This is a genomic window from Actinoalloteichus sp. GBA129-24, from assembly GCF_001941645.1.
In the GTDB taxonomy this organism is placed as follows: domain Bacteria; phylum Actinomycetota; class Actinomycetes; order Mycobacteriales; family Pseudonocardiaceae; genus Actinoalloteichus_A; species Actinoalloteichus_A fjordicus.
Window position 1 is genome coordinate 1864026 of record NZ_CP016077.1, and the last position, 23955, is coordinate 1887980.

Below are 23955 nucleotides of genomic sequence, written 5' to 3' on the forward strand. Positions count from 1 at the left end.
GATCCCATGGCACTCGGAGCCCGTCCGGACGGCGTGCGCAGGCACAATCGCAGCACCCTGCTGCGCAGACTGCACACACTCGGTGCCGGCAGTCGCACCGAGCTGGCCGCGGAGCTGGGCCTCAACCGCAGCACCATCAAGGCGTTGGTCGACGGGCTGGCCGCTGCCGGACTGGTCACCGAGCGGGCGGTGGCGCCGAACGGAACGGCGGGCCGCCCCTCGCTGCTGGTCTCGCCTCGGCCCGAGTCGCTGTGCGTGCTGGCGGTGGACGTCGCGGTGGAGCGCATCACCGTCGCGCTCGTCGGATTCGGCGGCCGCATCCTGGTCGGGAGGCACCGTCCCGTCCAACGCGGGGACACCGAGCCCACGGTGGTCATCGAACGGGTGGCCGCCGTGGCGGAGGCCTTGAGCCTGGGCGGTCTGCGACCCGCCGAGGTCGCGGTGTCGGTGCCCGGCATCGTGCGGCGTGCCGACGGGCTCGTTCACGAGGCGCCGAATCTCCGCTGGACCGAGGTGCCACTGGGGACGCTGCTCGGCGAGGCGCTCGACCTTCCGGTGGCGGTCGGCAACGATGCTGATCTCGGAGCCCTGGCGGAACACCGGCGCGGCGCGGCGCGGGGCGTCGGCGACGTCGTCTACCTGTCTGCCGACATCGGCGTCGGCGGCGGCGTGATCACCGGTGGACTGCCCCTGCGCGGCTCGACCGGTCACGTCGGCGAGGTGGGACACATGGTCCTGCGGCCGGGCGGGCGGCTCTGCTACTGCGGCTGCCGAGGCTGCTGGGAGACCGAGGTGGGCGAACAGGCCCTCAGCCGGGCACTCGGTCTGCCTGCCGACGCCTCCCGACGGCGCCTGGTCGCCGAGCTGCGGACGATCGCGGAGAAGCAGGACACGATGCACGGCAGGCTCGACGAGTACGCGGGCTGGCTCGGCGTCGGAGTGGTCAACCTCGTGAATCTGCTCGCCCCGGAGCTCGTCGTGCTCGGCGGCCTGCTCGCCGCACTGCCCCCCGACCTGCTGGCGGGGGTGGAGGCTCGAGCACGTGACCGGAGCCTGGTCGGCCGGGCCGCCGCCAGGTCCGTACGCATCCGGCCCGCCGAGCTGGGTGGCCAGGCGAGCCTGCTCGGTGCGGCCGAACTCGCCTTCGAACGGGTCATAGCGGCGAGCTGACCGCCGGGCCGGTCAGACTGGCCGCAGAGCGGGCGAGGGGAGACGACGCGGACCTTGAGACCTGGGGACATGAGTCCGGGCGGGGACCCGTCGTGGGTACCCCGCCCGGAGCGATCGAGATCCGGCAGTGAGTATCAGCCGTCTTGAATGTCGGCTGCCAGCTCACGAAGACGCGTTTCATGCTCCCTCGCGTGGTGGCCGCAGAAGAGCAGCTCGCCACCCGAGGGGAGGACGGCGCGAACTTGGGCTGCCGCCCCGCAGCGGTCGCAGCGGTCTGCAGCGGTGAGCTCGGGGCGGGTGAGCGTTCCTGTCATGTTGCCTCTCCCTCCGTCCCGGGTCGGGGGTTCCGACGCCGTCGGGCCTGCCGCGTCCACCGCAGGCCCGTCATGGACGGGCCGTGGTGTTCGCTGCCACCCACTCTTACAGACGCTCGGCGTCTCGTCAGTGTTCCCGCGCCTCGCGGCGAGCCGGATCACGTCTTAACACCCGGTTGCAGCAGCCTTCGTTTCCCGGATGGCCTAGCGTCTGCCCGAGTAATCACTGCGAGTGTCGTGATTGTCACCCACAGTCGACTTTCGGTGGGTCGGTGGGGCCTTCATCCCCGATTCGAGATAAAGACCGGCAGGTCAGAATAGGTTACAGTCGTCGCCCGTCGTTCTCGATCGGACGCTGATCAGAGCCCTCCCGCCACCCGCAGGACGGCGCCGGTGACATACGAGGCGCCTTCGGTGAAGAACCACTCGACGGTCGTGGCGATCTCCGCCGGCCGTCCCGCGCGCCCCATCGGTATCCGTGCGGCCACCCGATCCGCCCGGTCCGGCACCCCGGACGACGCATGGATCTCGGTGTGCACGGTTCCCGGAGCCACCGCGTTGACCCGGATTCCCGACGTCGCGACCTCCTTGGCCAACCCCAGGGTGAAGGCGTCCACAGCGGCCTTGGCCGCGGCGTAGTGGACGTACTCACCGGGGCTGCCGAGCGTGGCCGCGGCCGAGGAGATGTTCACGATCACGCCGCCCCTGCCGCCTCGCTCGGTGGACATGTCCCGCACCGCCCTGCGTGCGCACAGGATGACGCCCGTGACGTTCACGTCCAACACTCGACGGAGCGCGGCGGGATCCAGCTCGGCCAGCGGCCCGACGGTGCTGGTCACCCCGGCGTTGTTGACGAGCCCGGTAACGGGCCCCAGGATCGCCGTGGCCTCGTCGAAGAGCCGTTCCACGTCCTTCTCGATCGAGGTGTCCACGCGGACCGCACACGCCGCTTGACCGTGCCGCTCGACGGCGGCCACGACCTCGAAGGCGGACCGCGAGTCCTGTCGGTAACCCACGCAGACGCGATGACCGGCCTCGCCGAGTCTGCGGGCCGTCGCCGCACCGATTCCCCGGCCGCCGCCGGTGACGATCGTGACCTGGTTCATCCGCATCCTCCGGCGTTCGGCTTGGGGTGACTCGCCGTACTCGCGACGGTCGGTCCCCGCTTCTGCGCGACACGAGGCGGGGATGTTCGGCGACCGGGTCCGACGAGGGGGCGCGGGGGCGAGCAGGCATGCGATCGGACGGGGCGCCGAACGCGACGCGGCTCCGAGTCGAAGTCGACTCGGAGCCGCGGTCGTTGCTCTGTTCCGGTTCGTCCTGGCCGGGCAGGCCGTCCGATCAGTCCAGGTAGTCGCGAAGTACCTGGGACCGGGACGGGTGCCGAAGCTTGGACATCGTCTTCGACTCGATCTGCCGGATGCGCTCCCGCGTGACGCCGTAGACCTGGCCGATCTCGTCCAGCGTGCGCGGCTGACCGTCGGTCAGGCCGAACCGCAGGCGCACCACGCCTGCCTCCCGCTCGGACAGCGTGGCGAGCACGGACTGGAGCTGGTCCTGCAACAGGGTGAACGAGACGGCGTCGACCGCGACCACGGCCTCCGAGTCCTCGATGAAGTCACCGAGCTGCGAGTCACCCTCGTCGCCGATGGTCTGATCCAGCGAGATGGGCTCCCGAGCGTACTGCTGGATCTCCAGCACCTTCTCGGGCGTGATGTCCATCTCCTTGGCGAGCTCCTCCGGCGTGGGCTCTCGGCCCAGGTCCTGAAGCAGCTCGCGCTGGATGCGACCCAGCTTGTTGATGACCTCGACCATGTGCACCGGAATCCGGATGGTGCGTGCCTGGTCGGCCATCGCTCGCGTGATCGCCTGCCGGATCCACCAGGTGGCGTACGTGGAGAACTTGTAGCCCTTGGTGTAGTCGAACTTCTCGACGGCCCGGATCAGACCGAGGTTGCCCTCCTGGATCAGGTCGAGGAACGCCATGCCTCGGCCGGTGTAGCGCTTGGCGAGGCTGACGACCAGCCGGAGGTTGGCCTCCAGCAGGTGGCTCTTGGCCCGCTCGCCGTCCCGGACGATCCAGCGCAGATCGCGCCGCATCTGGGGGGAGAGCTTCTCGTCCTCCTCCTCGGCCTTGCGCAGCCGCTCGGCGCCGTAGAGGCCTGCCTCGATCCGTTTGGCGAGTTCGACCTCCTCTTCGGCGTTGAGCAGCGCCACCTTGCCGATCTGCTTGAGGTAGGCGCGAACCGAGTCGGCCGAGGCGGTGAGCTCCGCGTCCTTGCGTGCCTGACGCAGGGCCTCGGACTCCTCCTCGTCCCAGACGAAGTCACTGCTGTTGGCCTTGGCCACCTCTTCGCTGGTGGCCTCGACCTCGGTGATGTCGTCGGTGAGATCCGCCGCGACCTCGACCAGGTCGTCGCTGCCGGGCGCCGGGTCGAGCTCGACGGCCTCGTCGAGCTCCATGCCCTCGTTCGGCTCCTCGCCCTTGGCGGAGCCCTTCTTGGCCCGAGTGGTGGTGGTCCTTGCGGGTGCCTTCTTCGTGCCCGGCGCTGCCTTCTTCGCCGGGGCCTTGGAAGTCCCGCCCGCCGACTTGGTCGTCGAGGTCCTCCTGACTGGGGTCGGCTTCTTCGCGGCCGAGTCGGCGTCAAGCTTCGCGGCCGCCTGCGCCGGCGTGGCCGTCGTCGACTTGGCGCCGCCTGCGGCGGCGGAGCTGGAGCGTCGGGTTGCGGTTTCTGCGGCTGCCACGTACGCCCTTTCGCGACGATCGATCACGGCAGGCCGCAGGTCGCGAACCTCGGCCGCCAGATGTTCGGGGAATCACCCGTTCTGCCAGCTCACTGGGGGCAGCTGGCCGGGTATGCGTTCCATTGTAACGACATATCCGGCTTGGGGAACTCAGTGCGAGCCCCCAGACGGGCGCATCATGCGTCGTAGGCCGCCTAATCGTCGCCGTTGCAGGCGGCGGAGGCGGCTCCGACGATGCCCGCGTCGTTCTTCAGATGAGCCGCCACGATCGGCGTGCGCGCGTCCAACAGCGGCAGCCAGCGGGAGGCCTTCTTGCTGACACCGCCGCCCGCGATGATCAGGTCCGGCCAGATCACCTTCTCCAACGCGTGGATGTAGCGGTCGACTCGCTTGGCCCACTCCTCGTAGGTGAGGTCCTCGTCGTCCTTGACCGACGCCGCGGCGCGCTTCTCCCCGTCGAAGCCGTCGACCTCCAGATGGCCGAACTCCGTGTTCGGCACGAGTCTGCCGTCGAGGAACATGGCGCTGCCGATCCCGGTGCCGAAGGTCAGCACGACCACCAGACCGCGGTGGCCGACTCCCGCCCCGAGCATCATCTCGGCGGTTCCCGCCGCGTCGGCGTCGTTGAGCACGACGATCTCGTCGACGGACCGGTCCAGGCGGTTCGCGAACAGGGCTCTGGCGTCGGTGCCGATCCAGGCGTCGTCGACGTTGGCCGCGCTGCGCGCGATGCCGTCGGCGATGACGCAGGGCAGCGTGACGCCTATCGGCCCCTCCCACTTGAAGGCCGTGGTGATCTCCGCGACCACCTCGGCCACGGCCTCGGGCCGGGACGGCTGTGGAGTGGGGATACGCAGTCGTTCCCCCTCGAGAGATCCCGCCTCCAGATCGACCAGACATCCCTTGATCCCGGAACCGCCGATGTCAATGCCGAAACCGCGGGTAGCGCCGCCCATCCCGAGGTCCTTCCTTCTCGATTCAGTAATGGTGGGGAGACCTTAGGACATAATCCCTGAGGATGGTGAGTCTGTGGTGAGCCAGTTGGCGCAGGCAGTGCGCCTGCCTCTGCCGCGTCCGGCGCCGTCGTCGCCGTGATGTGGTCGGATGGACGGGTGGCACATCAAGGAGAAGACGAACATCGGATTCCATCGGCGAGCCCGGCTGAGCTGCGTCGCATCGCGATCGAGGTGGCGGGCAACGCGGCCGAGCTGGCCCGGAGCCTGCGAGGCGGTCCGAGCGTCTACTCGGGCGGGGTGGAGACCAAGAGCACCAGCACCGACGTCGTGACCGAGGCGGATCGGGCCGCCGAGCGACTGCTCCGGGACGAGCTCGCCCTGCGCAGGCCCGGCGATGCGATCCTCGGCGAGGAGGAGGGCGGCGGCACCCCGGAGCCCGACCGGCTCTGCTGGGTCCTCGATCCGATCGACGGCACGGTCAACTACCTCTACGGCTTTCCCTGGTTCGGGGTCTCGGTCGCCGCGCAGCTGGGCGGGCGGTCGGTGGCGGGCGCGGTCGTCGAGCCGATGACCGGGCGGGTCTGGAGCGCCGCGCTCGGGGAGGGGGCCGAGCTGAACGGTGTGGCGCTCCACGTCTCCGCCGCCACGCGGATCGAACTCTCGCTGGTGGCCACGGGCTTCGCCTACTCCGTGGACCGCCGCGAGCGGCAGGCACGGGCGGTCGCGGCTCTGCTGCCCAGGGTGCGCGACATCCGCCGAGCAGGCGCGGCCTCGCTCGATCTGTGCGCGGTCGCGGCGGGCTGGGTGGACGGATATGTCGAACACGGGCTCAACCGGTGGGACTGGGCGGCGGGCGCCCTGATCGCCGAGGAGGCAGGCGCGATCGTCCGACTGCCGGTGGAGCCCGAGACGGCGGACGGCATGCCTGCCGATCTCATGTTCGCCGCTGCCCCCGGCATCGCCGACCAGCTCTGGAAGACCATCGGCGACGCGGGATTCGCGAGGGTCTGAGCGGCAGGGCCGCCGTCGGTCCGGACGGTGTCGCCCGCCGAGGGCGTGCGGCCCGTCCGGCCCGCCGCTCGGGTGCAGACAGCGTGCGGGTGCGGCTCGCGGCGTTGTGGCATTCCGTGGGTGTGCGGCACGTCCGATGTACCCGCGAGTGCGACGGCTCGAAGCGCTGCGACTCGAAGCGCAGGAGAGCCCCACGGAACCGTCGCGGCCCCCGCCTGCCGTCGAGGCAGGGCAGTCCCCCTCAGCTGTGCAGGGGAGCCGCAGAGCCCGGCGGATTCCATCGGCCCGAGAGCATCGTCGTCTTCCTGGCGCCGCCTCTGCCTCCGCCTCCGTCGTCGGCGGCGGGCAGGGCTGGCTGACGCTGTCCCCCGGCGGGTGCTACTTCGTCACCCGAAGGGGTCTGATGGGGCCGAGCACGCCCGAGGGCGCCCGTTTCGGGGAGTGCGTGTTCTCGGCCCGCGCCACGTCCGACGCGCGGGCCTCGAATGCGACTGGTCGTGCCTGCCGTGTCGGGTCGGCGAGGTGTCAGCAGTGCACGTCGCGAGCGGCGGTGAGGAGCTCGTCGGAGACCTCGGGCACCTCGCCCTCGCCCCCGCCCTCGCTCTGTTCGCCGCCGTCGCCGGTCTGCTCCATCTGCCAGCCGGCGAGGACGTCGAAGATCTCCCGGGTGTGGGCGTTGGGGCTCACCTCGGTGAAGCGGTCGCCGACCGCCAGGTCCACGTGCTGTCCTTCCCGGCCGTCGTCGACCAGCTCCGCGCAGGGCACCGCCAGGCTCAGCGTCCTGGCCATGCCTGCACTGTTCTGGCCGTAGCGGATCTGGCCGTAGCAGGCCATGTCCTCCGCCGGATAGACCGGATCGTTCGCGGGCGAGTTCTCCTGTGCGAAGCCGAAGTCGGCCAGTTCGGTCGCCACCAGCGTCGCCTGATTGCGTGCGCCGCTGGCGTTGACGACCGAGACGCGAACCTGTTCTGGAGGCAGCGGGTCGGTGCGATCGAGCGCGTCTCTGGCGCGCACGTCACCGGGTTCGGGTGCGGGCTCCGACTCGTCCTCGGTGGCCAGCGCCGAGGGTGGATTGCACCGAGTGGCCGCCTCGATGTCATCGGCCTGAGCAAGCACCTGGGTCCACACATAGCCCGCCAGCACGCCCAGGATCGCAAGAAGGATCAGGGCGGGAAGCGGTCTCCGTCGCCGGTACCTGGGCACCCGTCCACCAGAACCAGCGCTGCCCTCAGCCACGGTCTCCCGGCCTCCCCGTTCAGGCGAGCCCGCCGCAGGGGGCGGGCGGGCTTCGGAATGTCCTAAGCCTATGTCCTGCCGAATGCTCGCGCGCCACGGCTGGGCCGTTCGTGTCGACCTTGACCTCACTTCGTGTCCTGGCTCTGTCCGGTAGCCGGGGAATGCACGGCCACCTCAGGTTGTTGAGGTCGGCGTCATGCGGGAACACGCTGGTGAGAGCGGTTTGCGGCGCCTCGTGGCGGCGCGGGCGGCGATCGGATGCGGCCCGTTGGGTGACCCGGTGCGCGATCCGCTTCACCGTGGGCTACCCTCGCCCCGCCGCAGGGGCAGCGACGTCCCGGTATGACGAGCTCGATGACAACGGGTGGCGAGGCGATTCCGCAGCGTGGGATCGTCGCGGTGGATCGGAGTGATTCCGAGCGCCGAGTCACCCGCAATCGGGTGGATCGAGACCTCCGTCACTGACGGAGGTGGGCACGAATTGGGGAGCTGGGACGTTCTCCAGCGACATGAAACATGTCTCCGTTGATCGCAGGGGTGAAACACGATGGCGACCGACTACGACGCTCCACGACGTAGTGAGGCCGATGAGCTCGCCGAGGACTCGCTCGAAGAGCTGAAGCAACGGCGTAACGAGGCGCAGTCCGCAGTAGTCGACGTCGACGAGTCGGACAGCGCCGAGAACTTCGAGCTGCCAGGCGCAGACCTGTCCGGCGAAGAGCTCACGGTGAAGGTGCTGCCCAAGCAGGCAGACGAGTTCACCTGTTCACGGTGCTTCCTCGTGCACCACCGCAGCAGGCTCGCCAACCAGCGGGACGGCCAGTACGTCTGCCGAGACTGCGCCTTCTGAGGGCGGCAGTCCCGGGCGGGAACGCCCGTGGGACGGCGATGTCAGAGAAGAAGAGAAGATCGAGACGGCAACGGCACCGGGGCAGGACTCCGGTGCCGTATTCGTCTGCCCCCCGCGTCGCGAATCAGGGACGTCGCGTCGTGCCGTCATCGGCGGCCTCGGAGTCGTCGCCGGACCGCGAGCCGGTCAAGGTGTCCGCCTGTGCCTGCTGCGCCGCCACGAGCAGCGCCTGCAGCCGTTCCGGGTCCCGGACGCTGAACAGCCAGTACGGCGTCGGATCGTCGGGGTCGGTCAGCTCCACCCAGAGCATCGGACCCACCCAGCCTCGATGCATCACGAACGCCGCCGGATCGAGTTCCGGGCCGAGCGCCTTGCGCTTCTGGTCCTTGGTGACGATCTCGACCTCGCCGATGAAGCGCAGCGGCAGGTGTGCTCGACCGACTCGCAGCACCTGCTTGTCCAACCCCACCCGAACGCGGCCGAGCCACACCATGCCGACCACGGCCAGCGGGACGAGCACCGCGTAGGGCAGCCAGGCACGGACTCCCGGATGGCCCATGTGCACCTGCATCGCCAGCAGCGACGCGCCGAGCAGTGGCAGTGGCCAGCCCCACCAGCTCACGCTCAGCCGCTCCCGGAAGAGCGATTCAACCGTGTCGTGGGGGTCGCGTGTCGCCGCGACCTCGGAGAGGGCCGTACCCGCGCTGTCCGTCACGCGGCCAGAGTAGTCTCGCCGCTCGTGGCTGCCGTCGAGGTGTTGTTGGCCAGAGTCGATCCCGATGTGCCCGTCCCCCGATACGCGCAGCCCGGTGATGCCGGGGTCGACCTGGTGACGACCAGCGACGTGTCGTTGGCGCCGGGCGAGCGGATCGTGGTCGGCACCGGAGTCTCCATCGCCCTGCCTGTCGGTTTCGTCGGATTAGTTCATCCCCGTTCCGGGCTCGCTGCTCGTGTCGGACTCAGCGTGGTCAACACTCCTGGCACCATTGACTCCGGGTATCGAGGTGAGATCAGGGTGTGCCTGATCAATCACGACCCACGTCACCCGATCCTGCTGCGAAGGCTGGATCGGATCGCGCAACTGGTGGTGCAACGAGTGGAGCACGCGGTGTTCCGTGAGGTCGCCGACGTCGCCGGACTGCCTGTTTCGGAACGAGGCGCAGGCGGTTACGGCTCGACCGGTGGACATGCACTGCTCGACGTGTCGGGGCCTGCCGGCATCCGACCAGAGACGGAGGTTTGACACATGTTCGGTTGGGGCCGCCGTCGGGAGTCCAGACATGGCCGAGGTGCCGACGAGACGTCGGAGGAGGAGCCCGACGTCGTCGAGTCGGGTCCCTTCGACGAGCACGAGGCGCCGAATGACGAGTTGAGCCGACTGGATCTCGGCTCGGTCCGGATTCCGGTGCCCAGCGGCGCACAGCTCCAGGTCGAGCTCGATCCGTCCGGACCGGTGCGCGCGGTGCACCTGGTCACCGGGATGGGCAGGCTCACCGTGAGCGCGTTCGCCGCCCCGCGCAGTGCGGGGCTGTGGGGCGAGGTGAAGCACGAGCTGGCCGAGCAGTTGGGCAAGGACGGCACGCGGGTCCGCAAGGAGCAGGGTGAGTGGTCCACCGAACTGATCGCGGCGTCGCCGAAGGTGACCTTGCGGTTCATCGGCGTCGACGGGCCTCGCTGGCTGCTGCGCGGCGTCGCCACCGGCCCGACCGATCACGCTCCGCAGTTGGCTCGAGTCCTGTACGACGTGGTTCGCGACACGGTCGTGGTCCGCGGCACCAACCCGATGCCGGTGCGGACGCCGCTGCCCATCACCCTTCCAGAGCAGCTCTCTCGTCATCTCGAACAGGCCAAGGCTCAGCAGGAGGCGACCGCACGCACCCAGCAGACGCAGATTCATCAAGAGCAGTCCGGTATTGCTCAGCGTAGGCAAGCCGGCCGCTGAGCCACTGGATGGTTGGTGTTATCTGCCCAGATGAGTCACGCTGGTCTTTCGTGGGCCGGTTCGTGGTTACGCTGGGAAGCGGACCGGGACGCCGGTCCGCTGCTACTGCACTGGAGCGTGCGATGACTTCCAGTCGGGGTGACGGCTACTGGCGTCGCCTGGTTCGACGGTTCACCTCCGACGAGGAGCAGCTCGATGCGGACGAACTCGCCAGTCGATCGGCGGCGTCCGGCTGTCGCAAGGTCGGCGACTGCTGCTCTGGTGAGGAGGCGGCCGTCCTCGGTCGACTCAGGTCCGTGGCGCTGTGCCCCACGGACACGACGCCCACGTTGGAGGCCGAACTGTTCGACGGGACGGAGGGCGTGACGCTGATCTGGCTGGGTCGACGCCGCATCCCCGGCATCGAGCCGGGACGAACCCTGCGCGCCTGGGGGCGGATCTCGGAACGAGACGGGCAGAAGGTGCTCTACAACCCCTACTACGAGTTGCAGACGAGCGGATGACGGAACCCGGAACTCAGACCACGCACGGCGATGACGGCCGAGCACGTAGGACGTACGCGAGCCAGGACCAGGGCGAGGAGCCGCCCACCCCGACGATGCTGGAGCAGATGGGCGGGATTCCAGGCCTTCTCGCCTCGGTCATCCCGGTCATCGTCTTCGTTCTCATCAACTCGCTCACCAGCCTGACGCCTGCGATCTGGGCAGCGGTCGGCTCGGCGGTGGGAATCGGGATCTGGCGGGCCGTCCGTAAGCAGACCATCCAACCCGCCGTGTCGGGCATCTTCGGCGTGGCGATCTGTGCCTTCATCGCCTATCGCACGGGCGAGGCACGGGGATTCTTCCTGTTCGGGATCTGGGCGAGTCTGATCTACGGCGGTGCCTTCCTGATCTCGCTGCTCGTGCGCTGGCCGCTGGTGGGCGTGGTCTGGTCCGCGCTCAACGGCTCCGGCTTCGCCTGGCGGAAGGTGCCCAAGGCCCGCCTGCCCTACGACATCGCCACGATCGTGTGGACCGTCTTCTTCATCGCCCGGTATGTCGTGCAGAACCAGCTCTACGACGCCGACGAGACGGGCTGGCTCGGGGTGGCCCGCATCGCGATGGGCACGCCGCTCACCGCGATCGCGGTCCTGGTCACCATCTGGGCCGTGCGGCGATCCGGTCGAATCCTCGAGCAGACGGCTGTCCGGCAGGCCGAGACCGAGGCGGCGGCCGTGCAGGGGTCCCCGGCGGCGGTCGTCGACGACGCGGCACAGAACACCGCCGCTGATGCAGGACGCCGGGCGACACCGGAGCAGTGACGGCCGCCTGTCGCCGAGCAGGCCGAACCAGGTTCGGGAGAACCCGCGTGTCGCGCCGGTCGCCCGCTCGCCACGGCCCTTGGCGGTCCACCTTGATCACCATGGGTCGAGGCCGCCGGGCTGCGGCTGCGGGCGCCGACTGCGGTGACCAGTCGCTCAGCGCGCAGGCTGACCCTGCGGGGTGATGTGCAGCGCCTCCTGGATCTGCGCCTCGACGTCCACGGTGGCCATGAACAGCATCTCGTCGCCGGGTTCGAGCGGATCGTCCTGCTGCGGGACGATCACTCGGCTGCCCCGCAGGATCGCGACCAGGGCGGCGTCGGCAGGCAGACGCAGGGTGCGCACCGGCTTCCCGGCCAGCGGAGTGGCACCGGGCAGTGTCACTCCCACCAGGTTCGTCTGACCCGTCCGCAAGGTGAGCAGCCGGACCAGGTCGCCGACTCCGACCGCCTCCTCCACCATCGCCGCCATGATGCGTGGCGTGGAGACGGCCCGGTCGACGCCCCAGCCCTCGTCGAAGAGCCACTCGTTGCGCGGATCATTGACCCTGGCGACGACGCGCTGGACGGCGAACTCGGTCTTGGCCAGCAGCGCCACGACCAGGTTGACCTTGTCGTCGCCGGTCGCGGCGATGACCACCTGGTAGTCCTGGAGGCGAGCCTCCTCCAGCGAGGCCAGTTCGCAGGCGTCGGCGACCAGCCAGTTCGCCCGCTCCAGGCCGGTGCGCAGCACGTTGGCCGCGTCACGCTCGATGAGCAGCACCTCGTGGCCTGCCTCGACGAGTTCGGCTGCGGTCGAGCGACCGACCGCTCCCGCTCCCGCGATGGCTACCCGCATCAGTCGTTCTCCTCCGGGGGTACGGCGGCGGCCTGGCCGACCTCGGTGACGGTCCCGGACAGCGCCGCGACGTAGACCTGGTCGTCCGCCTGGATGACGGTCCGTGAATCCGGCAGCACCCCGGTGCCGAACCGCATGACGAAGGCGACGCGTGCGCCGGTCGCCCGCTCCAGTTCGGTGATTCGCCTGCCGACCCAGCCCTCGTTCAGCGGCAGTGCCACCACGGCGACCGTGCCGGAGGGGTCACGCCACGCGGTGGCGATGCCGTCGGGCAGCAGCATCCGCAGGAAGCGATCAGTGGTCCAGGGCACCACGGCGACTGTGGGCACGCCCATCCGCTCGAAGACCGCCGCCCGTTTGGCGTCGTAGATGCGCGCGACGACGTGATCGACGCCGAAGGTCTCCTTGGCGACCCGTGCCGAGATGATGTTGGAGTTGTCTCCGCTGGAGACGGCGGCGAAGGCGGCGGCGCGGTCGACGCCCGCCTCGGCGAGCACGGCTCGGTCGAAGCCGACCCCGACGACCCGGCTGCCGCCGAACCCGCTGTTCAGCCTGCGGAACGCCCGCCCGTCCTGATCGATCACCGCGACCGTGTGACCCATCCGGTCCAACGCGGTGGCCAGCGACGCGCCGACCCGTCCGCATCCCATGATCACGACATGCACCAGTGCCCCCTCGCGGCCTCGCCTCGAACGCTACCGCCGGTCGGGCCGCCCACCTAGCCGAGCCGGGGCACCGCGCGGGCCGGACGTCGAGCGCGGCGCCGAGCGGCCTGCCGCCGATCGGCGGGAGGCCGGCGGTGCCGTCGGCTCGTCGACGGCGGCACGGCTCTCGCCATGCCGCCATTCCGGTCGTCGTCGGCGGTGCCGGACTCTCGAGAGGCGGCGGATCAGTCACCTGTGCTGCCGACCGGCCTGCCCTCGACGACGGCCCGCCACACTCGAGCGAACGAGCCGTGACTCCGTGACTTTCGTCGCGGAGCGCGCCGGCATCGGCGGCGGGACGGAGTGCGGCCGGATCACGCCGCTCCCGGCGAAGGGCTCGAGGATGGTCGCGTCGGCAGCCCGCGGCAGTGATCACGAAGTCCTCGACCGGAGCATGGTGCGGCGGTCGCGTGGACAGCGGAGGAGACGGTCGCCCGCGACGTCCTCTTGATCGGTCGAGTGATCGCCCATGTGAGCCTGCTGTGAGTCCCGGGCACCCCAGCGATCTGCGTACGAGCCTCTCGGCGCATGGCGTCGTCGGCCCGGCCCTGAATCGGGCCCTCTCGGTGACTTCCGGCCTACGCTCAGCCCGTGCCCAAGCTCGCGACTGCGGCGAAACGGTTCCTGCTCGGACGTCCGTTCCGCAGTGACCGGATCTCCCGCACTCTGCTGCCCAAACGGATCGCCCTCCCGGTGTTCGCCTCCGACCCGATGTCGAGCGTGGCGTACGCGCCGGAGGAGATCCTGCTCATGCTGTCCGTGGCGGGACTGTCCGCCTACGCCTTCACTCCCTGGATCGGGCTCGCCGTCGTCGTCGTGATGGTCGCAGTGATCGCCAGCAGCAGGCAGAACATCTACGCCTACCCGTCCGGCGGCGGGGACTACGTCGTGACCGCCGTGAATCACGGCAGGCGTTGGGGCCTGGTCGTGGCGAGCGCGCTGATGGTCGACTACGTCCTCACGGTGGCCGTGTCCATCTCCGCAGCGGCGGCCAACATCGGCTCGGCCGTGCCGTTCGTCGCCGCCCACAAGGTCGAGTTCGCGGTGGTGGCCATCGTCGTGCTGACGGCGTTGAACCTGCGCGGCATCCGGGAGACCGGGGTGCTGTTCGCGATACCGACCTATGCCTTCGTCATCGGCATGCTGGGGATGGTCGCCGTCGGCCTCCTCCGGGCCCTCCACGGCGACGACATCAGGGCGGAGAGCGCGGGCTTCGACCTCGAAGCGCCCGCCACCGAGTTGTCCGCCGCCGCGATGCTGCTGATAGTGCTGCGTGCGTTCTCCTCGGGCAGCGCCGCGCTCACCGGCGTCGAGGCCATCAGCAACGGGGTGCCCGCCTTCCGCAAGCCCAAGAGCCACAACGCGGCGCTCACGCTGATCATGATGGGTGGCCTGGCGATCAGCATGTTCATCGGGCTGCTGCTCCTCGCCCACCTCACCGGCGTCAAGGTCGCCGAGAATCCCGCGACGCAGCTCCTCGGCGCGCCCGAGGACTACGAACAACGGACCATGGTGGCCCAGATCGCCGCCGCCGTCTTCGACGGGTTCACGCCTGCCTTCTACTTCCTGCTGACCGTCACCGGCCTGATCCTCGTGCTCGCGGCGAACACCGCCTTCAACGGCTTCCCCGTGCTCGGATCGATCCTCGCGCAGGAGCGCTACCTGCCGAGACAGCTCCACACCCGCGGCGATCGACTCGCCTACAGCAACGGCATCATCTTCCTGGCGCTGGCGGCGATCCTGCTGGTGATCGTCTTCAACGCCGAGGTCACCGACCTGATCCATCTCTACATCGTCGGCGTCTTCGTCGCCTTCGTGCTGAGCCAGAGCGGGATGCTCCTGCACTGGCGGGGTCTGCTGCGCACCGAGACCGATCCGGCGGCGCGGCGGCGGATGCGGCGCGCACAGGCGGTGAACATGCTGGGCCTGATCACCACCGCCATCGTGCTGGTCGTGGTGGTCGTCACCAAGTTCCTGCGGGGTGCCTGGATCGCCATCGCCGCCATGGCGGTGCTCTGCCTGCTGATGTCGGCCATCCGCAGGCACTACGACCGGGTGGCCACGGAACTGGCGGAGCACGAGGGCGACACGGTGCTGCCGTCTCGCAACCACGCGATCGTGCTGGTCTCTCAGCTCCACCGTCCGACGCTGCGTGCGCTCGCCTATGCCCGGGCGACCCGCCCCGACGTGTTGGAGGCGGTTACCGTCAATGTCGACGAGGCCAATACCCTCGTCGTGACTCGTCGTTGGCAAGAGGAGAACTTCCAGGTGCCGCTGAAAGTCGTCGAGTCCCCATACCGGGAGATCACGAAACCGGTGCTCGACTACGTGAAACGAATTCGAACCGACAACCCTCGCAACGTCGTGACGGTGTTCATCCCCGAGTACGTCGTCGGACACTGGTGGGAGAACGTCCTGCACAATCAGAGCGCCCTGCGTCTCAAGGGCAGGCTCCTGTTCGAGCCGGGTGTCATGGTGACCAGCGTCCCGTGGCAGCTGGCCTCCTCTCAGCGCATCGCCGACCAGAAGACGTCCGCCCCCGGCGCGGCTCGCCGGGGCCTGGACGTCCCTGATTCCGAACACGATCGGCGGGACCACTGATGACCCTCTCCGCCGAGCCGTCCGGTGCCTCGGTCTCGTCCGCCGCACGCCCCGAGCTCGCCGCGCGCACCACGGCGACCGCGGGTGTCGAGGAACCCCAGAACCCCGAGAGCAGACCGCCGAAGGTCGACTGGACCGGACGACGTTTCGAGGTCGAGGTCGGCAGCCCCGGTCATGGCGGCTTCTGCGTCGCACGTCATGAGGGGCGGGTGGTGTTCGTGCGACACGCCCTGCCTGGCGAGAAGGTCGTGGTGTCGGTCACCGAGGACAACGGCGGCAGCTTCTGTCGGGCCGACGCCGTCCAGATCGAACAGGCCTCTGCCGACCGCGTGGAGCCGCCCTGTTCCGTGGCCCGCCCCGGCGGCTGCGGCGGTTGCGACTGGCAGCATGTCGCCCCCTCCGCACAGCGTGAGCTGAAGGCGCAGGTCGTCGTCGAGCAGCTCCGGCGGATCGCGGGAATCGAGCTCGCGGTGGTCGTGGAAGAACTGCCCGGCGGTCCGCTCGGCTGGCGCAGTCGGGTGCGGCTGGCCGTCGACGACCGGGGCAGGCCGGGGCTGCGGGCGCATCGCAGCCATCGGATCGTGCCCGTGGAGAACTGCCCGATCGCGGTCCCCGGCTCGCTCGACGAGGTGTTGAACCGGCGATGGCGGGCGCGGTCGGAGCTGGAGGTCACCAGCGACTCGCTGGGCCGGCTTCACCTCGCCGAACCGGGGCCCGGCTCGCCGGGCAGGCGCGGCGCCGGACGTCAGATCACCGGCGGCACGGCTGTCCAGCAGGCGGCGGGACGCGAGTGGCAGATCGCGGCGCATGGTTTCTGGCAGGTGCACCCGGCGGCTGCCGACGTCTTCGCGGGCGTCGTTCGCGAGTGGGCCGACGCACCGGAGGGCGGCACCGCCTGGGACCTCTACGGCGGGGCTGGGCTGTTCGCCTCGGTGCTGGCCGACCAGGTGGGCCCCACCGGGGCGGTGGAGGCGGTGGAGTCCTCTCGACGGGCCGTGCGCGACGGGATGCAGGCCTTGGCCGACCAGCCGCAGGTGCGGTTCCACGCGGGTCGGGTCGAGACGATGCTGTCGGAGCTGGCGGGCACCGCCGCGTCGTCTGAGTCGGGATCGGCAGGCGCAGGCTCCGCCAGGCGTCGACCCGACGTGGTGGTGCTCGATCCGCCGCGCAAGGGTGCGGGGCGCGCGGTGATCAGCGCGGTCACCGATGCTCGACCCGACAGGGTGATCCTGGTGGCCTGCGACCCGGCCGCCATGGCCAGGGATGTCGGCCTGTTCGCCGAGGCGGGTTACCGCCTGCGGCAGCTGCGGGCCTTCGACGCCTTCCCCATGACGCACCACGTCGAGTGCATCGTGCTGCTGGAGCCAGGCGCGGAGCAGGCCGGCTGATCGGGATTCAGCCTGATCGGCGGCAGGCCTGCGTTCGTGCGGGACAGGCGGGCGACGGGTGGTCGCCCTGGCAGGCTCTTCTCGCCCGGCGGCGAGGAGCGGCCGGGGATCAGACCGTGTCCCGCAGGGTCGGTCCCCGGCCCTGCGGGTGCCGGTACCTGAGTGATCAAGAATGCCGACATTCGTGAGCAGGCTCCACGATCGGGGCAACCTAGTCGCGCCCGAGAACGTCTTTTCTGACGACGGAGTGCAATCCGTCGAGCCCATTGGGTGAACGGCCGTGAGAGCCGGGATAGTTACCGGTCCGTAGACTGTCCCGCGCCGCATGGTCACATAGCGGACCTGAGGACGCGGCTGCCCGCACCGTGGGCGACCGGTATCGAAGCGAGGTGGAGTGGTGACACTGCTGGAGTCCGTGCACGGCCCGGCCGACCTCAAGCGAATGGAACTCGGCGAGCTGGAGCAGCTCGCCGAGGAGATTCGGTCCTTCCTGGTGACCAAGGTGTCTCGCACCGGTGGCCACCTCGGACCGAACCTCGGCGTGGTCGAACTGACGATGTCGGTGCACCGCGTCTTCGACTCGCCGCACGACAAGGTGGTGTTCGACACCGGTCATCAGGCGTACGTGCACAAGATCCTCACCGGTAGACAGGCGGGCTTCGACCGGCTGCGCCTGCGGGACGGGTTGTCCGGCTATCCGTCCAGGGCCGAGAGCGAGCACGACCTCGTCGAGAACAGTCATGCCTCGACGGCGCTCTCCTATGCCGACGGCCTCGCCAAGGCCTTCCAGCTCGCGGGCGCGCGCAGACACGTGGTCGCCGTGGTCGGCGACGGCGCACTCACCGGCGGCATGTGCTGGGAGGCGCTGAACAACATCGCCGCAGGCCAGCGGCGCTCCCTCGTCATCGTCGTCAACGACAACGGCCGGTCCTACTCGCCGACCATCGGCGGTTTCGCCGAGCACCTGTCGTCGCTGCGGCTGCGGCCCGGCTATGAGCGGGCATTGGAGAGCGGCAGGCGCACGCTCCAGAGCATTCCGATGGTCGGCGGGCCGCTGTATGCGGGGCTGCACGCCGCGAAGCGGGGACTCAAGGACGCCATCAGCCCACAGGTGATGTTCGAGGACCTCGGACTGAAGTACCTCGGGCCGGTCGACGGCCACGATCTCAGCGCCATGGACGCCGCCCTGCGTCGCGCGAAGGCCTTCGGCGGACCGGTGATCGTGCACGCCGTCACACGTAAGGGCAACGGCTTCGCACCCGCCGAGAACGACGAGGCCGACCAGATGCACTCGACGGGGGCGATCGACCCCGTCACGGGCGAGCCGACCTCGACCTCCTCGGGCAACAGCTGGACCTCGGTCTTCGCCGACGAGCTGGTGAAGATCGGCCGGGAGCGGTCGGACGTCGTCGCGATCACCGCCGCGATGCTGGGCCCGACGGGCCTGGACCGATTCGCCGCCGCCTACCCGCAGCGCTGCTTCGACGTGGGCATCGCAGAACAGCACGCGTTGACCTCGGCGGCCGGCCTCGCGATGGGCGGGCAGCACCCGGTCGTCGCCGTCTACGCGACGTTCCTGAACCGGGCCTTCGACCAGCTGTTGATGGACGTGGCGCTGCACCGCCAGCCCGTGACGGTGGTGCTCGACCGCGCCGGGGTCACCGGCACCGACGGCGCGAGCCACAACGGGATGTGGGACATGTCGATGCTCGGCATGATCCCCGGTATTCGAGTCGCCGCCCCCCGGGACGCCGTGACCCTGCGCGAGGAGCTGAACGAGGCCGTCGAGGTCTCCGACGGGCCCACGGTCGTTCGATTCTCCAAGGGCGCGGTGATCGAGGAGCTGGCGGCGCTGCGACGCACCGGCTCGGTCGACGTGCTCTACGAGCCTGCGGGCGATGGGGCGGACGATCCCGTGTCCGACGAGTCCTCCGACGGCGATGCGGCCGCCACGACCACGCCCCGGTCGGACGTCCTGCTCGTCGCGGTGGGTGCCTTCGGAACGCTGGGCGTCGAGGTGGCTCGCAGGCTTGCCGATCAGGGGATCGGCGTCACGGTGGTCGACCCGAGGTGGGTGACGCCGGTGCCGCCGGAGCTGGTGGAGCTGTCTCGGGATCACCGACTCGTGGTGACGGTCGAGGACGGCGGGCGCCACGGCGGCGTCGGCTGGGCGCTGGCTGCGGCGCTGCGCGACGCGGACCTGGACGTCCCGCTGCGGGACATCGGCATCCCGCAGCGGTTCCTCGATCACGGGTCTCGTTCGGAGGTGTTGGCTGAGTTGGGGCTCACCGCGCAGGACATCGCCCGTCGGATCACCGAGTGGGCGGCCGACCGGATGGGCGACGTCGACGCCGCCGTCCCCTCGGTCAGCACCCGCGAGCTCTGAGGCCGTAGCACCTCCGATCACTCGGGAGACCGCACGACCGTCGGTGGTGCGGTCTCCCGAGCTGCTCCTGCCCGGGATTCGCATCCGGGATCGCTGCCGGTGCCTGCCGTGCTCAGCCGTCCCGTCCGGTCCGCCTCTCCCTCCTCCTGCGGCGGCGGTTCGGCCGTCGCTGTGCCGTCCTCGAACGGGACGGGGGACGTTCGACCGTGCAGACATGGACGACGACCAGAATCAACGCGGGATCGACAGCTCTTTCTCAGGTTCGTATGGCACGGTTGAGCGGTGCGGATTCTGGTCGTTGAGGACGAACAGCCACTGGCCGATGCGATCGCCAGGGGTTTACGGAGAGAAGGAATGGCGGTGGACACCGCCTACGACGGTGAGTCGGGCCACGAGAAGGCCGCCATCACCCGTTATGACGTCGTGGTCCTCGATCGAGACCTGCCTGGCATGTCGGGCGATGCTCTGTGTCGTGAGATCCTGCAGTCCGGCGCCATCACGCGAGTGATCATGCTCACCGCCAGCGGTGCGGTGGAGGACCGCGTCGCCGGTCTGTCGCTGGGTGCCGACGACTATCTGGCCAAGCCCTTCGCCTTCGCCGAGCTGGTCGCGAGGGTCCGCGCGCTCGGCCGCCGGTCCACGCCTGCCGCGCCGCCGGTGCTGATCGCCGAGGACCTGGAGCTTGATCCGTCCTCGCGCAACGTCACGCGCTCCGGACGACAGATCGAGCTCACCCGAAAGGAGTTCGGCGTCCTGGAGGTCCTGCTGTCAGCGGGCGGCTCGGTGGTCAGCAGCGAGGAACTGCTGGAACGCGTGTGGGATGAGAACGCCGACCCGTTCACCACCACCGTGCGCGTCACGGTCATGACCCTGCGCAAGAAGCTCGGCGATCCTGGCGTGATCGAGACGGTGGTGGGCTCGGGTTACCGGGTGCCTACCGCCGCCGGTGAGAAGACCGAGGGGTCGGACACGGCGGCAGGTTCCGGACCGCTGCGTCGGTGAGGCGCGCGGTCCGCAGGCGGGGACTCGGACTTCGCGCGCGCATCACCCTGCTGGCGACCGGGCTCGTCGCCGCGGTCAGCGGCATCCTGCTCTGGCTGGGCTGGCTGCTGGTCGGCGAGGTGCTCGCCGAGGTGCCGCAGTTCCCCTCTGGAACGTTGATCCGGGTCGACGGCGTCGACGTCGAGGCGACGAGACTGGCCACGATCCTGCGAGACAACGCCAGAGCACAGGTGCTCGAGGTCGGTGCCGTGGCCTTCCTCTGCGTCGTGCTGGCGGTGCTGACCTTGGCCTGGTCGATCACCGGTCGGGTGCTCTCGCCGTTGCATCGGGTCACCGCGACGGCCCGGCGCCTCTCCGCCGAGTCGCTGGGCGAGCGGATCGACTTCGAAGGCGCTCGGGACGAGGTGGCCGAACTCGCGGACACCTTCGACGAGATGCTGGCCAGGTTGGAGGCCGCCTTCGACTCGCAGCGCAGATTCGTGGCCAATGCGAGTCATGAGCTGCGGACCCCGCTCGCGGTCATCAGGACCGAATTGGACGTCACGCTGGCCGACGGCGACGCCGACATCGCCGAGTTGCGTCGGATGGCAGGGGTGGTCCAAGACGCCACTCGACGGGCCGCGCAGCTCGTGGAGGCGTTGTTGCTGCTGGCCAAGACGGATGCCGTCGGGCTGGCCGTTCGTGAGCCGGTCGACCTGGCCGTGGTGGTGGAGAGCGCCTGGCGGGCCGCGCGGGCCGAGGCCGAGTCCCGAGGCCTGCGCGTCGCAATGCACACCGAGCCGGTGCTCGTGATGGGCGATCCGGCGCTGTTGGAGCGGGTCGCGGGCAATCTCCTGGAGAACGCCGTGCGACACAACGTCGAGCAGGGCTGGATCGAGGTGCACGCCGACAGCGATGCCGAGAATGCCCGGCTGACGGTCGCGGCCTCTGGTCCGATCGTGTCGCCGGAACGAGTGACCGAGCTGTTGGAGCCCTTCAGTCGGGGCGGCACCGGTCGGACGGCGCAGTCGGGTGCCGGACTCGGCCTGTCGATCGTGCGGGCGGCAGTCGGCGCGCATGGCGGGCGGGTAACGGTGGATGCGATCCCCGGTGGAGGAATGGCGGTCGGCGTGTCGCTCCCCGTGGCGCCGTGAGCGCTGCGGAAAGTGATCATGCCGTCACTCGATTCAGCTAAGCATATTGGCGAACGAGGGGTCGCGGTGCACTCAGGGTCCGCAGGGTCCGATGACCTTGACGGTGACCTCGTGATCGACGATCACACACCATGAGCCGCAAGGAGTTCTCATGGGCAATGCACGACGGCCGGGCGAGGCAGTGGGCCGCCGCTCCTTCCTGAAGGCGGCGGGCGTGGCGGGCGCAGTACCCGCTCTCGGCGTGATGGCAGGCATCCCGGTTACGGCCCAGCCGCAGACCGGAGGCCCGACACCGGCCGTGCGGACGCCCGCTCGGATGCAGCCCCCCGTGGATGATCCGGAGAAGTGGGCGCGCTGTCTGCAGGTCGCACGGGACCTGCTGGTGGTGGGGCCGGAGAACGAGGACCTCAAGCTCGAATACCTCAAGATCCTCATCGACGACGGCCTCCCCAGGACGACCGCGCCGAAGAACGTCCTGATCCTGGGAGCGGGCATCGCGGGCCTCGCCGCCGCGACGCTGCTCAAGCGTGCCGGGCATCGCGTGACCATCCTGGAGGCGAACGCCAATCGCGTCGGCGGGCGGATCAAGACGTTCCGCACCGCCGCCGACGGCGGTGGCGCACCCTTCCGGGACCCCCGGCAGTACGCCGAGGCGGGTGCGATGCGCCTGCCCGACTTCCACCCGCTGACCCTTGCGCTCGCCGACCGTCTCGGCCTGCATCGGAGGCTGTTCTTCAACGTCGACGTCGTGCCGGGTACGGGCAACCAGAACGCCCCGCTGCCCGCCGTCGTCTACCGGTCGCACACCGGTGAGGTGTGGCGACGCGGACCGGTGAACACCGACTTCCGCGCCCCGAATCCCGCCTCGAACACCTGGCTCGACGCCAACGGCGTCCAGGCTCGTCGGTCCGAGTACGCCGCCGACCCCCGAGGGATCAACGGCGGGTTCGGCGTGCCCGCGTCCGACCTGCCCCGGACGGCGGGGGCACTGCTCGACGCCGCCGTCGACCCGCTGCGCGACTACTACTCCGATCTCGGTCCGGACGGTGTCCGGGTCGACCGCCCGATTGCCGACCAGGTCGAGGGCTGGGCGCGGCTGATCTACGACTTCGACGGCCACAGCATGGACCGGTACCTGCGCGAGGAGGCAGGACTGAGCGACGCGACCGTCGATGCGATCGGCACCCTCCAGAACGTCACCTCACGCCTCCCGCTGTCCCTGGTGCACAGTTTCCGAGGCCTCGCCCTGATCAGTCCCTCCGCGACCTACTGGGAGCTCGACGGCGGCAGCTGGCGGCTTCCCGAGGCGCTGCGGACCGGACTCGTCGACGAGATCCGGATGAACCGACGGGCGGTGCGCATCGAGTACTACGACCCGCAGCGGCCCGAGTCGGCCACCGACAACGTCGGACCCGACGGTCCGGCCGTCTGGGTTGAGACCACGACCGAGACCGGGGGAGACGAGTCGGACGCGGGGGACACCCTGCCGGAGCGGGAGGCCTTCACCGCCGACGTCGCCATCGTCACCCTGCCGCTGTCGAGTCTGCGCCACGTCCAGGTCGAGCCCCTGATGTCCTACACCAAGCGGCGCGCCGTCATCGAGATTCACTACGACTCCGCCTCCAAGGTGCTGCTGGAGTTCAGCAGGCGCTGGTGGGAGTTCACCGAGGACGACTGGCGGCGCGAGCTCGACGCGATCAGCCCCGGCCTGTATCGGCGCTATCAGTCGCGTACCGCCGAGGTGGCCGACACCACCCGATGGCTCGGTGCGGCGCGCTCGGTGGACGCCTCGGCGATCCCGGAACGACAGAAGGAGTTCTACGCCCGGCACCGGCAGGCCGACGAGCCCGACACCCGGCCTGCCGACCACGTCTTCGGCGGCGGCTCGGCGACGGACAACCCGAACCGGTTCATCTACTACCCCTCTCACCAGATCGAGGGCAGCGCGGGCGGCGTCGTGCTCGCGGCCTACGTCTGGGCCGACGACGCCGCCCGATGGGACTCGATGGAGGACGACGAGCGATACGTCTACGCGCTGCGTGGCATGGAGGCGGTGCACGGCAACCGCATCGAGGTCTTCTACACCGGTGCGGGCCAGACCCAGAGCTGGCTGCGCAACCGCTACGCGTTCGGTGAGGCGGCCGTCCTCACCCCCGGCCAGCTCAGCAGGCTCCAGGCAGGCGTGCGGACTCCCGAGGGGCCGCTGCACTTCGCGGGCGACCACACCTCGATCAAGCCCGCGTGGATCGAGGGAGCACTGGAGTCGGCCGTGCGCGCTGCCTTGGAGGTGCACACCGGCGAGGTCCGCTGATCCCCGGCGCTGATCCGAGGGTGATCCGGCTGCCGGATCACCCTCGGTTCGTCGACGAGCATCGTGCAG

General features: G+C 69.8%; 21 protein-coding genes. 13 read left to right on the forward strand and 8 right to left on the reverse strand.

Annotated features, from left to right (window positions below; all coding sequences use genetic code 11):
* Positions 1–6: 6 nt before the first annotated feature.
* Positions 7–1170, forward strand: a complete 1164-nt coding sequence (locus UA75_RS08465) for an ROK family protein (protein WP_075739781.1) — start codon at positions 7–9, stop codon at positions 1168–1170.
* Positions 1171–1304: 134 nt separating this feature from the next.
* On the opposite strand, the gene UA75_RS34400 is transcribed toward UA75_RS08465, so the two are convergent.
* From UA75_RS34400 to ppgK, 4 genes are all read right to left on the reverse strand, one after another.
* A complete protein-coding gene (locus tag UA75_RS34400; RefSeq protein ID WP_075739782.1) occupies positions 1305–1484 on the reverse strand; it encodes a hypothetical protein in 180 nt (59 codons plus the stop codon).
* Positions 1485–1843: 359 nt separating this feature from the next.
* Positions 1844–2590, reverse strand: coding sequence for an SDR family oxidoreductase (locus tag UA75_RS08475; protein ID WP_075739783.1), 747 nt, complete (start codon positions 2588–2590; stop codon positions 1844–1846).
* A gap of 235 nt (positions 2591–2825) precedes the next feature.
* Positions 2826–4229, reverse strand: a complete 1404-nt coding sequence (locus UA75_RS08480; protein WP_075739784.1) for an RNA polymerase sigma factor — start codon at positions 4227–4229, stop codon at positions 2826–2828.
* Between the two features lie 194 nt (positions 4230–4423).
* On the reverse strand, positions 4424–5185 hold the full coding sequence (ppgK, locus tag UA75_RS08485; protein ID WP_075739785.1) for a polyphosphate--glucose phosphotransferase: 762 nt from the start codon (positions 5183–5185) through the stop codon (positions 4424–4426).
* 156 nt (positions 5186–5341) lie between these two features.
* Between ppgK and UA75_RS08490 the strand changes: the two genes are divergently transcribed.
* A complete protein-coding gene (locus UA75_RS08490) occupies positions 5342–6196 on the forward strand; it encodes an inositol monophosphatase family protein (RefSeq protein ID WP_232237678.1) in 855 nt (284 codons plus the stop codon).
* A gap of 525 nt (positions 6197–6721) precedes the next feature.
* Here UA75_RS08490 and cei read toward each other — a convergent pair.
* Positions 6722–7432 carry an envelope integrity protein Cei gene (gene cei / locus UA75_RS08495; RefSeq protein WP_083683030.1) on the reverse strand — a complete coding sequence of 237 codons (711 nt, stop codon included), beginning with the start codon at positions 7430–7432 and terminating at the stop codon, positions 6722–6724.
* Between the two features lie 547 nt (positions 7433–7979).
* Between cei and UA75_RS08500 the strand changes: the two genes are divergently transcribed.
* Positions 7980–8282 carry a DUF4193 domain-containing protein gene (locus UA75_RS08500; protein WP_075739787.1) on the forward strand — a complete coding sequence of 101 codons (303 nt, stop codon included), beginning with the start codon at positions 7980–7982 and terminating at the stop codon, positions 8280–8282.
* 124 nt (positions 8283–8406) lie between these two features.
* Here the strand turns inward: UA75_RS08500 and UA75_RS08505 are convergent, their stop codons facing one another.
* Positions 8407–8997 carry a DUF3093 domain-containing protein gene (locus UA75_RS08505; RefSeq protein WP_083683031.1) on the reverse strand — a complete coding sequence of 197 codons (591 nt, stop codon included), beginning with the start codon at positions 8995–8997 and terminating at the stop codon, positions 8407–8409.
* A gap of 24 nt (positions 8998–9021) precedes the next feature.
* Between UA75_RS08505 and dut the strand changes: the two genes are divergently transcribed.
* From dut to UA75_RS08525, 4 genes are all read left to right on the forward strand, one after another.
* Complete coding sequence (gene dut / locus UA75_RS08510) at positions 9022–9525, forward strand: dUTP diphosphatase (protein ID WP_075739788.1); 504 nt, start codon at positions 9022–9024, stop codon at positions 9523–9525.
* 3 nt (positions 9526–9528) lie between these two features.
* Positions 9529–10224, forward strand: coding sequence for a DUF3710 domain-containing protein (locus UA75_RS08515; RefSeq protein ID WP_075739789.1), 696 nt, complete (start codon positions 9529–9531; stop codon positions 10222–10224).
* A 122-nt stretch (positions 10225–10346) separates the two neighbouring features.
* Complete coding sequence (locus UA75_RS08520) at positions 10347–10727, forward strand: OB-fold nucleic acid binding domain-containing protein (RefSeq protein WP_075739790.1); 381 nt, start codon at positions 10347–10349, stop codon at positions 10725–10727.
* Entirely contained in the window at positions 10724–11524 is an 801-nt protein-coding gene (locus tag UA75_RS08525; RefSeq protein WP_198044239.1) for a DUF3159 domain-containing protein, read from the forward strand. Before UA75_RS08520 ends, UA75_RS08525 begins: the two co-directional genes overlap by 4 nt.
* 156 nt (positions 11525–11680) lie before the next feature.
* Here the strand turns inward: UA75_RS08525 and UA75_RS08530 are convergent, their stop codons facing one another.
* Together UA75_RS08530 and UA75_RS08535 are read right to left on the reverse strand one after the other, a co-directional pair.
* Positions 11681–12361, reverse strand: a complete 681-nt coding sequence (locus UA75_RS08530) for a potassium channel family protein (RefSeq protein ID WP_075739791.1) — start codon at positions 12359–12361, stop codon at positions 11681–11683.
* Positions 12361–13026: a potassium channel family protein gene (locus UA75_RS08535; protein WP_075739792.1), complete on the reverse strand. Its 666-nt coding sequence runs from the start codon at positions 13024–13026 to the stop codon at positions 12361–12363. Before UA75_RS08535 ends, UA75_RS08530 begins: the two co-directional genes overlap by 1 nt.
* A 630-nt stretch (positions 13027–13656) precedes the next feature.
* Between UA75_RS08535 and UA75_RS08540 the strand changes: the two genes are divergently transcribed.
* The 6 genes from UA75_RS08540 (at position 13657) to UA75_RS08565 (ending at position 23886) form a co-directional block, all read left to right on the forward strand.
* Positions 13657–15666: an APC family permease gene (locus UA75_RS08540; protein WP_075739793.1), complete on the forward strand. Its 2010-nt coding sequence runs from the start codon at positions 13657–13659 to the stop codon at positions 15664–15666.
* Positions 15666–17054: a class I SAM-dependent RNA methyltransferase gene (locus tag UA75_RS08545; protein WP_083690653.1), complete on the forward strand. Its 1389-nt coding sequence runs from the start codon at positions 15666–15668 to the stop codon at positions 17052–17054. The genes UA75_RS08540 and UA75_RS08545 overlap by 1 nt, the downstream gene beginning before the upstream one ends.
* 397 nt (positions 17055–17451) lie before the next feature.
* Positions 17452–19440: a 1-deoxy-D-xylulose-5-phosphate synthase gene (gene dxs, locus UA75_RS08550; protein WP_075743561.1), complete on the forward strand. Its 1989-nt coding sequence runs from the start codon at positions 17452–17454 to the stop codon at positions 19438–19440.
* 282 nt (positions 19441–19722) lie between these two features.
* Positions 19723–20442, forward strand: a complete 720-nt coding sequence (locus tag UA75_RS08555; RefSeq protein WP_075739794.1) for a response regulator transcription factor — start codon at positions 19723–19725, stop codon at positions 20440–20442.
* On the forward strand, positions 20439–21575 hold the full coding sequence (locus UA75_RS08560) for a sensor histidine kinase (RefSeq protein ID WP_075739795.1): 1137 nt from the start codon (positions 20439–20441) through the stop codon (positions 21573–21575). Before UA75_RS08555 ends, UA75_RS08560 begins: the two co-directional genes overlap by 4 nt.
* 151 nt (positions 21576–21726) lie before the next feature.
* A complete protein-coding gene (locus tag UA75_RS08565; RefSeq protein WP_075739796.1) occupies positions 21727–23886 on the forward strand; it encodes a flavin monoamine oxidase family protein in 2160 nt (719 codons plus the stop codon).
* The last annotated feature ends 69 nt before the right edge of the window (positions 23887–23955 follow it).

Excerpts from the sequence above, each read along its gene's own strand:
- UA75_RS08465 (WP_075739781.1), top strand. The coding sequence starts at position 7 with ATGGCACTCGGAGCCCGTCCGGACGGCGTGCGCAGGCACAATCGCAGC.
- UA75_RS34400 (WP_075739782.1), bottom strand. The coding sequence starts at position 1,484 with ATGACAGGAACGCTCACCCGCCCCGAGCTCACCGCTGCAGACCGCTGC.
- UA75_RS08475 (WP_075739783.1), bottom strand. The coding sequence starts at position 2,590 with ATGAACCAGGTCACGATCGTCACCGGCGGCGGCCGGGGAATCGGTGCG.
- ppgK (WP_075739785.1), bottom strand. The coding sequence starts at position 5,185 with ATGGGCGGCGCTACCCGCGGTTTCGGCATTGACATCGGCGGTTCCGGG.
- UA75_RS08500 (WP_075739787.1), top strand. The coding sequence starts at position 7,980 with ATGGCGACCGACTACGACGCTCCACGACGTAGTGAGGCCGATGAGCTC.
- UA75_RS08515 (WP_075739789.1), top strand. The coding sequence starts at position 9,529 with ATGTTCGGTTGGGGCCGCCGTCGGGAGTCCAGACATGGCCGAGGTGCC.
- UA75_RS08520 (WP_075739790.1), top strand. The coding sequence starts at position 10,347 with ATGACTTCCAGTCGGGGTGACGGCTACTGGCGTCGCCTGGTTCGACGG.
- UA75_RS08525 (WP_198044239.1), top strand. The coding sequence starts at position 10,724 with ATGACGGAACCCGGAACTCAGACCACGCACGGCGATGACGGCCGAGCA.
- UA75_RS08530 (WP_075739791.1), bottom strand. The coding sequence starts at position 12,361 with ATGCGGGTAGCCATCGCGGGAGCGGGAGCGGTCGGTCGCTCGACCGCA.
- UA75_RS08545 (WP_083690653.1), top strand. The coding sequence starts at position 15,666 with ATGACCCTCTCCGCCGAGCCGTCCGGTGCCTCGGTCTCGTCCGCCGCA.
- UA75_RS08565 (WP_075739796.1), top strand. The coding sequence starts at position 21,727 with ATGGGCAATGCACGACGGCCGGGCGAGGCAGTGGGCCGCCGCTCCTTC.